Genomic DNA, 11,594 nt, shown 5'->3' with positions numbered 1-11,594 from the left:
AAGGGACTTCCTGTCGATCAGTACCGGGGGTTCGCCGCGTGCTTCGCCTCGTGGGCCCTCTTGCCGGCGATGGCCTTCTTCTGGTCGGCCCACCCGCCCTGCGACCTGCGTCCGCAGTCGCACTTCCAGATGAACCACCAGTGCTTGCCGTTACTGCTGGTCGTGACGCGTGTCCTCGGCGGCATCGCCGCGTCCTCTCTGCCGGTGTCCAGGTGGTGGTGCGTGCCCCGGGCCAGATTCGATCCGGCGCCCTCACGGCGGGATGCCGGGGCGGGTGGACTCAGCCCACCGAGCAGGAACGGGCGTGCTGTTCCGCCCACTCGTGTGCATCCGCCTCACGCACCGACTTACTGGAACGCCGGCACCCGAAGCAGTGGCCCTCATAAGCGCCGTGGCAGCCGAACGCCCATTCGTCGATCTCTTCCACGATGATCCGCTGACCGGCCTTGTTCGTCCTGACCATGAGAAGTCCTCTCTCTGTGTGTACGGAGGCGGTATCCCGGCTCCCCGCACTCCCACCCGTCCGACCACTCCACAAAGGGCGGGCGTACGGGCGGGAGAGGCAGCCGACGCGATGCTCAGCACCGCGACACTGGCGGACCGGGAGAGGAATCAGAGCGCCGACGGCCGGTCCATCCGGCGGCGCCTTGGTATGTCGTCGGTCCATGACCGACCTCCCGCAGATCGCAGGGACACGGCTTCACCGGCACGCCGTTGCCACGGCACACCGGCCCCGAGCCGGAAGAATCGGGCGCGTCATCGTCACTGCTCTGACGCCAGCAGGGCGGCCCACACCAGGCGGCACCCCACATCAAGGCGGGGTGTTCTCCGGAGCTGATGGGCTTGGCATTGCCGCCGTCGACATCACCCGGCCGACGCGGGGGCGGTCTCACTCTTGCCGCCACGTGCGTTGGAGCCCCGCTGTACTTCCCCACACCCGAGATCGGGTGGCGCCTGCCAAGCGCATAAGGGGGAGAACGACGTTCATCACGGTGATTTGCCTCCGGACCCTCGCCCTAGGCACCTACCGAGACCGCCGCTCTCGCGTCAGCCCCGCACGATCACTGTTCAGTTCTCAACCAACGGATGCTGCCTTCGTACTCACCCCTGCGGGCTTTCCTCCGGGCGTTCATGCAGGTCAAGCACACGAGTCGGAAACCCCCTTTCTTGCTTAGGGGGGGTTTCCGTCTCGCTTGATAGGTACCGTAGGCAAAGCTGTCGGTGCGCGCAACCCCCTCTGGCGGTAGAGTTTGATAGCCCCCCTAGGCGACGATGGGAGAACAGTGCACGACGACATGAAGCGGGTCTCTGAGATCGCGACCCCGGTCGACCGCGCCAAAGCCGCGATTGACCTGATGGCGACGTATCAGGGGTGGGTGCTGGAGTTGTCCCGCATCCGCCGAGAGGCCATCGAGGAGGCGCAGGGGTCCGGCATGACTCAGGCTGAGATCGCCAAGAGTCTCGGCGTGAGCCGCGGGCGTGTCGGGCAACTCGCTTCCGCCGGTCCACCCCCGGAGCGAGCATTCTTCGGCACGGACTCGGTGACCGTCTCGCTCGGCGGCAAGTACGAAGCCGGCAAGGGACCGGACGAGAATCCGAGCGAGGTCGTGACGAGGGAGGACCTCGACAACTTCGAGCACCTGCGCAAGTTGCTGAGCGGGATGAAGCTCGATACCGCGTACGAGGTGATCCCACCGACCGGAATGATCAACCTGAACCGCGACAACCACGTGGTTATCTGCGGCCCGCGTCTCTCCCCGATCATCGCGCAGGTACTCGAAGGGGACGACAACCTACGGTTCGCCAAGGATCAGGCGTGGCACCTGGTGGACCAGGCGGCGGGGACCACGTACCGCTCCCCGATGGATGAGGACGGCTCCGCAGGGGATGTTGGTTACCTGGGACGGCTTCCTCGCCTCGACGGACGGGGGACGTTCCTCTACATCGCCGGAATCCATGCCATCGGCGCGAACGGAGTTGTGCACTACCTCGAAAACAATCTCGCAGAGCTGTACAAGGAGGTTCGCACGCGCCGGTTCTCCACGCTCATCTCATGCCGTTACAACCCCAAGACGCTCGATGTGCTGGAGAGCCGCCGCGTCACCCCGCTTTACCGACAAGAGGGCTGATCATGCGCGTTTGTTTTGACACACGTCCGGGGGGAGCCAATCCGAACGAGGACTGGGTGGGCGGCACCCCGACGCTCGCCGTTGTGCTGGATGGCCTCAGCACCGCGGGCCTGACTACAGGATGCCGTCACGGCGTCCCGTGGTACGTCGCTCACCTTGGTAGCCAGATCGTCTCCGCCCTTTCTGCGTCGGATCGGCCACTTGCGGACGGGTTGGCCGATGCCATCGCACGCGTAGCGGAGTTGCACCCCGGGTGTGATCTCGACAACCCAGGGACACCGTCGGCCACAGTCGCGATCCTGCGAGAGAACTCGGGGTCCATTGACCATCTGGTTCTCGCGGACTCACCCGTCGTCTTCGACGGATCCGACGGCATCTCGGTGATCACGGATCTCCGGGTGGACGAAGTGCTGCCCGACTTGAAGGCCGAAGTCGAGCAGCACGAAACCCACACCGCCGAGCACAGGGAAGCGCTACAGAAACTCGTGTCCGCGCAGCGGCAGGTGCGTAACACCCCCGAGGGGTACTGGGTAGCAGCGGCTGTTCCCGAAGCAGCGAAGCACGCTCTGAGCGGCACGGTCCCCGGTACCGACGTACGCGCCGCGGCTGTGATGTCCGACGGCGTATCGCGACTCGTGACCGAGTACGGGATGGCCACATGGCCCGAAGTGTTCGACATGCTCAAGGCGGGTGGACCCTGTGAATTGATCGATACCGTCCGCAAGGTCGAGGCGACGGACCCCACCGGCCGCCGCTGGCCCCGGTACAAATCCGGCGACGACGCCACGGTGGCGTTCTGCCAGTGGTGAGCGGCCACCGGGCCGTCTTCGGGCCGTCCGGGGATGGCCAACGACTACCACCAACGACAGGCAACAACAGCGTTCGCGCTGCTCAGAGTGCCCCCACCAAGAGGGCTCCGAGGTAGCGGCGTCGCAACATCACTTCTTCGACGTGTGATCGAGCCGTCACCGGGCCCGCCGTACGACGGGCCCACGTGACCCCCACACACACCGGGGCCGCCTCCCTCATAGGAGGCGGCCCCGGACGTATGTCACACCCCGGGTGCGTCAGGGCACCACGACCACCACCACGGGGGAGTTGTAGCCGTAGCCGAAGCCGTTGTTGAAGCCGAAGAAGCCGCCGCGGTTGAAGCCGCGGTTGAAGTTGTTGAAGCCGAAGCAGTTACGGCCGTAGCAGCCGCGGTTGGTGGAGACGTGGGTCTGGGTGGTCGCCGACGCGGAGCCGGCGGTGGCGACGGTGGCACCGCCCGCCAGCAGAACGCCGACGGCGGACACCGTGGCGAGACGCCTCGCGCGCTGTGCATTCATCGAACTGCCCTCCTTCCATTCCCCCGGCACCGTTTCGGGCACCGGAAGATGGCCGCACCCGCGCTGTCGGCGGGACGCGGTCGTGGGTGATGCCGCCTGGATTCAGGAAGCAGGGCTGACGTTCCCCTGGTCGACGGGGATGGCGCACGTCCGGCGCACCCTGCGGCGCGGCTCTGCTGAAAATGCTAGCGGCCGGATCAGCACCCGGCATCCGGACGCGAATCGGGCGTAAACGGGCTGCTCAGAGCCGCTGTGCAACCTTTCGTACCGCTCGGGCTTCCTACTTCCGGGGGCCCCACGGGATCATGCCCCCGCAGCTGTCCGGACGAGAGAGGTTGAACGGGGAATGTCTGAACAGGACGACTGGGAGCGGGAGTTCGATCATGGTTGGGCGAATTCCGCCCGGCACAAGGAGCCTTCCGCCCGCGCCCGGATGCTCGCCGCCCGCTGGAAGGAGAACCCGCCGGACCCGGCCCCCTTCCGCGCCGACCCGGAGCTCACGGGGTCCCGCCGCTCGTCCTGGGTGTCGACCGCCGTGGTCCTCGGCTGCGTGGCCGCGGTGATCGTGCTGCTGGGGTACGCTCGGACACGGAACGGTTACTGATCGGTCACCGAGGGTGGCGTCGAGGGCGACGAGAGCCGCCGGTCGGCGAGCGGGGCCTGTCGGCCCCCTCGCCATACCGTGCCGCAGGTGCACACTGGACAGCGGGACGAAGGTGCCCGACTGCGGGGTGATGCAAGATGCAGAGCCGCTTTAGGAGCGACCGGCGACTGACCGTGCGGATGACGGTCACCATGTTTCTGCTCGGACTGCTGTACGTGGCCTTCATCGCCGCGCTGCTCGTACTGCTGAAGTCCTGGCTGCTGGTCGTCGTCCTGATGGGCGCGATGTTCGTGGCCCAGTTCTGGTTCTCCGACCGGATCGCGATGTTCGCCATGCACGGGCGGGTCGTGGAGCGCGAGGAGTATCCCGAGCTGCACGCGGTGGTGGACCGGCTGTGCGCGATGGCGGACATGCCGAAGCCGACGGTCGCCGTGTCCGAGATGGACATGCCGAACGCGTTCGCGACGGGACGCAATCCCGATCACGCCGTGGTCTGTGTGACCACCGGGCTGCTGCGCCGGCTGGAGCCCGGAGAGCTGGAGGGCGTGCTGGCGCACGAGCTGTCGCATGTGGCGCACAAGGACGTCGCCGTGATCACCATCGCCTCCTTCCTCGGCGTGGTCGCGGGCCTGCTGGTGCGGTTCGCCTTCTACTCGCAGATCTTCGGCGGGGGCCGCAGGGACCAGAACACCGCCGTCGTCTTCGCGGGCGTGATGGGCGTCTCGGCGGCCGTGTACGCGATCAGCTTCCTGCTGATCCGGGCGCTGTCGCGGTACCGGGAGCTGGCCGCCGACCGCGCCGCCGCGCAGCTGACCGGGCGCCCCTCGGCGCTGGCCTCGGCGCTCACCAAGGTCACCGGGGACATCGCCCGCATCCCGACCAAGGACCTGCGCACGGCCCAGGCGTTCAACGCCTTCTACTTCACCCCGGCGACCGGCAAGGAGCCGGGCATCGAGCGGTTCTTCTCCACCCACCCGACGCTCCAGCAGCGGCTGGACCAGCTGGGCCGGATCTCGGCGGAGCTGGGCGAGACGGCCGTACCGCCGGAGGCCGACCGGGCATGAGCGGAGCGGGAACCGGGACATCACGGGTGGCACGGACATCACCACAGAAGGCGGGCTGAGCGTTGGGGTTGCTGGACATCCTGCTGGGGCGCACCAAGCCCGTCGCCCCCGATCTCGACCAGCTCTTCGCGCTGCCCTCGGCCGCCATCACGCTCCAGGCCGCGATGGGCTTCACGCCGACCGGCCGGGGCGCGGTGTGCTTCGCGACCGTGGAGGGCGCGGCCTTCGAGCAGACCCACCGGGAGGTGCAGGCGCTGCTGGACGCGGACGCGGAGCGCGCCGGATCGCCGGTGGAGCTGCACCGGGACGACTACGGCTACTCGTGGCTGGTCTCCCGCCGCTCCCCCGACCAGCTGCCACAGCTGGTCAACGATCTGCACGCGGTGAACAGCTCCCTGGAGCTCAACGGCTTCGGCCCGCAGCTGCTGTGCTCGCTGGCCGGCTTCGCCGACGACACCGGGCGCGCCCTCGCGCTCGTCTACCTCTACAAGCGGGGCACCTTCTACCCCTTCGCCCCGCCGGCCGGGGGCGGCGAGCGCCGGGACAACGCGCTGGAGCTCCAGGTGCGGTCCGTACTCGCCGACGATCTGCGGATCGAGCAGGACCTCTCCCGCTGGTTCCCGGTATGGGGCGCCCCCGGTCTGTGATTCTTCCAGCGGGGTCCGTGCCGTGGGTGGATGGCAGGTGGTGGCGCTCGGGCCCGGCACGAGGCGTTGTCCACCCGCACGAGGCGCTGTGCGGCCGCGCCGACTGCTCCCGGCTCGAACTCCCGGACGTCGAGCACAAGTTGGGCCTGTGGCTTTGCGAACGCCCCGAGGACGGACGGCGGTTGGTGGCCGTGCTGACGGCGGCGCCGGGCAGCCCGGTCGGAGTGCTGCCCGGCGCCTGGGTGGATCAGCGGCTGTAGCGCATGAACGCCCGCACCATGCGGCATGTGGTGTCGGACGGCGGGCGCATGCCGATCGACTCGGCGGTGTCCCGGATGGTGTCGTCGCGCGCCTGGTCCGGCAGGTAGACACCGGAGTCGAGCAGGGCGATGGCCAGGCGCATGGCCTTCAGGCGCCGGTTGTGCGAGACGTACCACTCCCGGGGGCGCCCGGCCGGCAGGGCCCGCTTCGTGGTGGGCTCGTACGGCGAGTCGAAGAGCACGGGGTGCTGGGCGGTGGACTGGGTCGGCGACGGCTTCGGCTTGAGAGCGGCAGCGGGCACGGGCATCCTCCAGACGCGATCAGGGCACCGGCCGGCGAGCCCGGCGACACCCTCGAACACTGCTTCTATTCTACGGCGGACCACTGACAAAAGGCCCTGGCCACAAGGGCTTTCGGGGCCACCGAGGCAGGGGTGGTGAACGGGTTTTCGCGTACCGTGGGGCCATGGAGATCTGGATCAATCCGGCCTGTTCGAAGTGCCGCAGCGCGATCAGCCTGCTCGACGCCGAGGGGGTCGGGTACACCGTGCGGCGCTATCTGGAGGACGTGCCGAGCGAGGACGAGATCAGGGCCGTACTCGGGCGCCTCGGCCTGGAGCCGTGGGACATCACCCGGACCCAGGAGGCGGCCGCCAAGGAACTGGGGCTCAAGGACTGGGCCCGGGACGAGGACTCCCGGGACCGCTGGATCCACGCGCTGTCCGCACACCCGAAGCTGATCCAGCGGCCCATCATCACGGCGGACGACGGCACGGCCCTGGTGGCCCGGACGGAGGAGGCGGTACGGGAGGCGATCGGGCACGGGGCGACGTCCGGGTGACGGGGTGCCGAGGGTGATGAGACGGAACGCCTCTCAATGGCGGAACGCGCCACACCGACCGGTTCATCCGAGGGGAAATCCGATTCCCCGGCCCCTGTTCCGTGAACGGATCGGCGAGGGGCGGAGACCGAAGCGGCAGTCATCACCATCGGAGATCACGCGCATGAGCGACCAGAAGAACACGGATGAATTCCCGCGGCGCCGCTTCGTCGCGCTCTCGGGCACCGTCGGCGGCGCGGCACTGCTGACCGGTGCGGGAGTCGTCGCGGGTACGAACGCCACGGCGGACACGGCGCACGGCGGGCCCACGCCCACCCCGTCGTGCTCCGCCACCCCGCCGCCCGGCGGGGCGAGCCCCTGCCCGCCCGCTCAGCTCCAGCCCCTGTGCGGCATGCCCAGCGACAACGACCTGCTGTGGAACGACGTCAAGTACTGCACGCAGGGCATCACCCCGCCGCCCTCGCAGGGCAAGCCCGACTGCCTGAAGATGACCCCGAACTACGTCGTGCTGCACGGAAGCCCGGAGAACACGCACAACTATCTCCTCCTCCCCTCGTGCCGGATCACGGGCATCGAATGCCCGTTCATCCATATGGACTCGGCGGCGAACTACTGGCACGAAGCCTGGGAGAACGCGCGGCACGGAGGGAGCGTTCCCGTGCAGTACGCGAACATCGGCCTGGGAATCAATTCTCAGCATGCGCGCCGCTATCAGCAGCTGCATATCCACATGGCCGGAATCAGACCGAGCACACAGCGGCGGCTCCAGGAACTCGAGGCCCAGGGCCGTATGGCCACCCAGCCCTCCCAATGGGCCGCCCCGGGAAACCAGGCGCCCGTGTCGGGGCCCGCGGGTTCGGGTGACCGCGTCTATCGCATCCTCAAGCTGCAGGACCTCCAGCAGAACCTCTTCACGCTGCTGTACCGGAACGTGGTGGTCCCGAATTCGCTGAACATGGCGGACCAGACCCTCATCGTGGTCCCGAAGATGACGGCCGCCGGATTCTTCGCCGGTTCCTTCTACGTCCTCAACAGCGACACCTCCCTCCACGACGGCACCAGCACCTGCGACTACCTGTTGGTGTACGGCTGACAAGGTGCCGGGGCCGGGCCGGCCGGCTTCACCTGGCCGGCCGAATCCCCTGCGTGATCCGCGGCACAAAACCCCCAGGTAACACGGGGTTCACATAAGGGCAATGGTCGGGAAACGGCCTGTTGGCAGGCTTTCGGGCAGATCGATAGACGGCGCGCGGCGCCGCACCGGCACCCGCAAGTGCGCCCGAACCACCCCGAAGGATGTGTCCCCCCGTGACCTTCAAGGCCGAGTACATCTGGATCGACGGCACCGCGCCGACGGCCAAGCTCCGTTCCAAGACGAAGATCATCACGGGTGCTCCGGCCGGTCTCGACGCGCTGCCGCTGTGGGGCTTCGACGGCTCCTCCACCAACCAGGCCGAGGGCCACGCCTCGGACCGCGTGCTCAAGCCGGTCTTCACCTGCCCGGACCCGATCCGCGGCGGCGACGACGTGCTGGTGCTGTGCGAGGTCCTGGACACGGACATGACGCCGCACGCCTCCAACACCCGCGCCGAACTGGCCCAGGTCTCGGCCCGGTTCGCCGCGCAGGAGCCGATCTTCGGCATCGAGCAGGAGTACACCTTCTTCGACGGCACCCGTCCGCTGGGCTTCCCCGAGGGCGGCTTCCCGGCCCCCCAGGGCGGCTACTACTGCGGTGTCGGCGCCGACGAGATCTTCGGCCGCGAGGTCGTCGAGGCGCACCTCGACAACTGCCTGAAGGCCGGTCTCGGCATCTCCGGCATCAACGCCGAGGTCATGCCGGGCCAGTGGGAGTTCCAGGTCGGCCCGCTCGCCCCGCTGGAGGTCTCCGACCAGCTGTGGGTGGCCCGCTGGCTGCTGTACCGCACCGCCGAGGACTTCAAGATCTCCGCGACCCTCGACCCCAAGCCGGTCAAGGGCGACTGGAACGGCGCGGGCGCGCACACCAACTTCTCCACCAAGGCGATGCGCGAGGGCTACGACGCGATCATCACCGCGTGCGAGTCGCTGGGTGAGGGTTCCAAGCCGCTGGACCACGTCAAGAACTACGGCGCCGGCATCGACGAGCGGCTGACCGGTCTGCACGAGACCGCCCCGTGGGACGAGTTCACCTACGGCGTCTCCGACCGCGGTGCCTCGGTGCGCATCCCGTGGCAGGTCGAGGTGGACGGCAAGGGCTACATCGAGGACCGCCGCCCGAACGCCAACGTCGACCCCTACCTGGTGACCCGCCTGATGGTGGACACCTGCTGCACGGCGCTGGAGAAGGCCGGCCAGGTCTGATCCGCCCGCAAGCCCTGACAGGGGCGCCCGCCGTTCGCGGCGGGTGCCCCTTTCGCATGCCCGGGTGCGCCCCTGAGGCCCCCGAGGACCCCGACCGGACCCGCGGACACCCCCCGGACTGTCCGCATACTGAGACATCGATTCGGCCTTCTCCGCGCGCACAACCCGCTGATCAGGGGCTTGACTCCGGCCCTCGGGGCTTCCGCAACGCAGACTTCACGCCAAGGACACGTCCAACCTGTGAGAGGACTCTCGTGCCCGGCGCGCGCCTCTGCTTCAATAAGCGCATGGCCAGCTTCCAGAAGATCACCGCGACGGGTCGCCACGACCTTGAGCCCTTCTGGCCCTCCCGCCAGCATCACGACTTCGACCGGGTGTGTTGTCGCGCGATGTCCGCGCGGGCCCTGTGAAGCCGTAACCCCGGCCTTCGGCCAGCGCGGAACGACGTACGTCCCGGCGCGCCCCGACCACGAATCGCGGCCGCCGACCCTCCCGACGAACCTCTCGCGCGAAAGAGCTGACCTCTCATGGCGACCACTCGTTCCGTCTCCCCCGTCTCCGCTGTCTCCCCGGCCCCCGCCACGGCCCCCCTGAACGCCCCCGCCCGGCATCGGCTGCGCGCCGTCGACCGTGACGAGGTGGTCGATGTCGCGGACTTCCTGCCGCCCGGCGCCACCTGGCTGCCCGCCCCGCAGCACACCCTGCCCGTCCTGCCCGGCCGCCCGCCGATGGTCGGCTATCTGGTGCTGGTCCCCGCCGACCAGCAGCCGCCGTTCCTGCCGGTCGCGGTGCCGGAACAGGCGGGTCCTGCAGTACGGACGGGTCCGACGGCACCGACCGCCGCCGCGGGACAGGCGGCCGGTGAGCCGCTGGTCCGGATCGACTCCGGGCGCCGTACCGCCTTCATCGAGGGCCGCGAACTCGACCTGACCTACCTGGAGTTCGAGCTGCTCGCGCATCTGGTGGCCCATCCGCACCGGGTGCACACCCGTGACCAGCTGGTCACCACGGTGTGGGGGTACGGCCATGTCGGCGACGGCCGCACCGTCGACGTCCATATCGCCCGGCTGCGCCGCAAGCTGGGCGCCGAGCACCGCCGGACCATCCAGACCGTGCGCCGGGTCGGCTACAAGTACATTCCCCCGACCGGGCGTTGACCTCACCGGTTCCGCCCTCGGCGGAGTCCCGTGCCGGCCGGACCCCGGCCGGGCAGGCTGCCCGGCATGAGACTTCTGGTGCTGGGCGGAACGGAGTTCGTGGGGCGGGCCGTGGTCGAGGCGGCCCTCGGGCGCGGCTGGGAGGTGACCGTCTTCAACCGGGGACGCCACCAGCCTCCGTCCGGGGCAAGGGTGTTGCGCGGTGACCGCACCGCGCCGGGCGGCCTGGACGCGCTCGCCGAGGGCGACTGGGACGCGGTGGTGGACACCTGGTCGGCGGCGCCCCGCGCGGTGCGGGAGACGGCACGGCTGCTGCGCGGCCGCGTCGGGCGGTACGCGTACGTCTCCAGCTGCTCGGTGTACGCCTGGCCCTGGCCGGCCGGGGCCAGGACGGACGCCCCGCTGGTCGAGGGCGCGGTGGCGGACGCCGGGCAGCGCGAGTACGCCGTGGACAAGCGGGGCGGCGAGCTGGCCGCGCTGGAGTCCTTCGGCGCGGACGGCTCGCTGCTGGTGCGGGCGGGGCTGATCCTCGGGCCGTACGAGAACGTGGGCCGGCTGCCCTGGTGGCTGGCCCGGATCGCCCGCGGAGGTCCCGTCCTCGCGCCCGGTCCGCGCGGGCTGCCGCTCCAGTACATCGACGCCCGCGACCTCGCGAACTGGCTTCTCGGCGCGCTGGAGCGGAAGTTGAGCGGGCCGTACGACCTGGTGAGCCCGCCGGGGCACACCACCATGGGCGCGTTCCTCGACGCGTGCCGCGCGGCCACCGGTGCGGACGCCGAGCTGTGCTGGGCCGATCCGCGGACGGTCCTGGACGCCGGGATCGAGCCGTGGACCGAGCTGCCGGTGTGGGTGCCGCCGGGCGGTGAGATGTACGACGCCTGCCATCGGGCCGATGCCGGCAGGGCGTCGGACACCGGGCTGGTGTGCCGCCCGGTGGCGGAGACCGTCGCGGACACCTGGCGGTGGCTGGCCTCGATCGGCGGCACCCCGCCCCGGCGGTCCGACCGCGGCGCCCCGGGCCTCGCCCCGGAGGTGGAGGCGAAGGTGCTGGCCGCGCTGCGCGAAGGCGCCCCCGACGCCGCGTCCGAGGGCGACGGCCACGGCGACGGCGACGGCGACGACGGCGACGACGGCGTGTCCGGTACCGCCCCCGAAGCCGATGGTGTACCTGGCACCACCCCCCAAGAGGGGGCCTCGGGCCAGTGACCCCCGTCGGCAGGTCGG

16 protein-coding genes are annotated in these 11,594 nt (G+C 69.6%); 12 read left to right on the top strand and 4 right to left on the bottom strand.

Annotated elements, in window-relative coordinates:
- Window positions 1-17: 17 nt before the first annotated feature.
- Together AB0N90_RS08370 and AB0N90_RS08365 are read right to left on the bottom strand one after the other, a co-directional pair.
- Entirely contained in the window at window positions 18-185 is a 168-nt protein-coding gene (locus AB0N90_RS08370) for a hypothetical protein (protein ID WP_159704062.1), read from the bottom strand.
- A 95-nt stretch (window positions 186-280) separates the two neighbouring features.
- Window positions 281-463, bottom strand: a complete 183-nt coding sequence (locus AB0N90_RS08365; RefSeq protein WP_365194026.1) for a hypothetical protein — start codon at window positions 461-463, stop codon at window positions 281-283.
- Window positions 464-1,283: 820 nt separating this feature from the next.
- Between AB0N90_RS08365 and AB0N90_RS08360 the strand changes: the two genes are divergently transcribed.
- A complete protein-coding gene (locus AB0N90_RS08360) occupies window positions 1,284-2,129 on the top strand; it encodes a sigma factor-like helix-turn-helix DNA-binding protein (RefSeq protein WP_365194024.1) in 846 nt (281 codons plus the stop codon).
- A 56-nt stretch (window positions 2,130-2,185) separates the two neighbouring features.
- A complete protein-coding gene (locus AB0N90_RS08355; protein ID WP_365194021.1) occupies window positions 2,186-2,938 on the top strand; it encodes a hypothetical protein in 753 nt (250 codons plus the stop codon).
- 258 nt (window positions 2,939-3,196) lie between these two features.
- On the opposite strand, the gene AB0N90_RS08350 is transcribed toward AB0N90_RS08355, so the two are convergent.
- On the bottom strand, window positions 3,197-3,457 hold the full coding sequence (locus tag AB0N90_RS08350) for a hypothetical protein (protein WP_365194018.1): 261 nt from the start codon (window positions 3,455-3,457) through the stop codon (window positions 3,197-3,199).
- Between the two features lie 346 nt (window positions 3,458-3,803).
- Here AB0N90_RS08350 and AB0N90_RS08345 point away from each other — a divergent pair, with 346 nt between their 5' ends.
- The 4 genes from AB0N90_RS08345 to AB0N90_RS08330 all read left to right on the top strand — a co-directional run bounded on the left by AB0N90_RS08345 (window position 3,804) and on the right by AB0N90_RS08330 (window position 6,032).
- Window positions 3,804-4,061 carry a hypothetical protein gene (locus AB0N90_RS08345; protein WP_365194016.1) on the top strand — a complete coding sequence of 86 codons (258 nt, stop codon included), beginning with the start codon at window positions 3,804-3,806 and terminating at the stop codon, window positions 4,059-4,061.
- A 137-nt stretch (window positions 4,062-4,198) separates the two neighbouring features.
- On the top strand, window positions 4,199-5,125 hold the full coding sequence (htpX, locus tag AB0N90_RS08340; RefSeq protein ID WP_361671243.1) for a zinc metalloprotease HtpX: 927 nt from the start codon (window positions 4,199-4,201) through the stop codon (window positions 5,123-5,125).
- Between the two features lie 62 nt (window positions 5,126-5,187).
- Window positions 5,188-5,772 (top strand): hypothetical protein, encoded by a 585-nt coding sequence (locus tag AB0N90_RS08335; protein ID WP_365194013.1) that lies wholly within the window; start codon window positions 5,188-5,190, stop codon window positions 5,770-5,772.
- Window positions 5,773-5,798: 26 nt separating this feature from the next.
- Window positions 5,799-6,032, top strand: a complete 234-nt coding sequence (locus AB0N90_RS08330; RefSeq protein WP_365194010.1) for a hypothetical protein — start codon at window positions 5,799-5,801, stop codon at window positions 6,030-6,032.
- On the opposite strand, the gene AB0N90_RS08325 is transcribed toward AB0N90_RS08330, so the two are convergent.
- Entirely contained in the window at window positions 6,020-6,334 is a 315-nt protein-coding gene (locus AB0N90_RS08325) for a hypothetical protein (protein ID WP_361671250.1), read from the bottom strand. The two genes, AB0N90_RS08330 and AB0N90_RS08325, sit on opposite strands and share 13 nt — an antisense overlap.
- Before the next feature lie 164 nt (window positions 6,335-6,498).
- Between AB0N90_RS08325 and AB0N90_RS08320 the strand changes: the two genes are divergently transcribed.
- The 6 genes from AB0N90_RS08320 to AB0N90_RS08295 all read left to right on the top strand — a co-directional run bounded on the left by AB0N90_RS08320 (window position 6,499) and on the right by AB0N90_RS08295 (window position 11,576).
- Window positions 6,499-6,873, top strand: coding sequence for an arsenate reductase family protein (locus tag AB0N90_RS08320; RefSeq protein ID WP_361671253.1), 375 nt, complete (start codon window positions 6,499-6,501; stop codon window positions 6,871-6,873).
- Between the two features lie 163 nt (window positions 6,874-7,036).
- Complete coding sequence (locus AB0N90_RS08315) at window positions 7,037-7,966, top strand: CDP-diacylglycerol diphosphatase (RefSeq protein ID WP_365194008.1); 930 nt, start codon at window positions 7,037-7,039, stop codon at window positions 7,964-7,966.
- A gap of 215 nt (window positions 7,967-8,181) precedes the next feature.
- A complete protein-coding gene (gene glnII, locus AB0N90_RS08310; protein WP_361671257.1) occupies window positions 8,182-9,213 on the top strand; it encodes a glutamine synthetase in 1,032 nt (343 codons plus the stop codon).
- Window positions 9,214-9,500: 287 nt separating this feature from the next.
- Complete coding sequence (locus AB0N90_RS08305; RefSeq protein ID WP_260864742.1) at window positions 9,501-9,623, top strand: hypothetical protein; 123 nt, start codon at window positions 9,501-9,503, stop codon at window positions 9,621-9,623.
- Window positions 9,624-9,740: 117 nt separating this feature from the next.
- A complete protein-coding gene (locus AB0N90_RS08300) occupies window positions 9,741-10,370 on the top strand; it encodes a winged helix-turn-helix domain-containing protein (RefSeq protein ID WP_365194004.1) in 630 nt (209 codons plus the stop codon).
- A gap of 66 nt (window positions 10,371-10,436) precedes the next feature.
- Window positions 10,437-11,576 (top strand): NAD-dependent epimerase/dehydratase family protein, encoded by a 1,140-nt coding sequence (locus tag AB0N90_RS08295; RefSeq protein WP_365194001.1) that lies wholly within the window; start codon window positions 10,437-10,439, stop codon window positions 11,574-11,576.
- Window positions 11,577-11,594 lie beyond the last annotated feature (18 nt).

Origin of the sequence: Streptomyces sp. NPDC093018 (genome assembly GCF_040684035.1) — a bacterium.
Taxonomy (GTDB): Bacteria; Actinomycetota; Actinomycetes; order Streptomycetales; family Streptomycetaceae; genus Streptomyces; species Streptomyces murinus.
The sequence above is the reverse complement of the archived record's forward strand: the minus strand, read 5'-3'. Positions and strand labels throughout refer to the sequence as shown.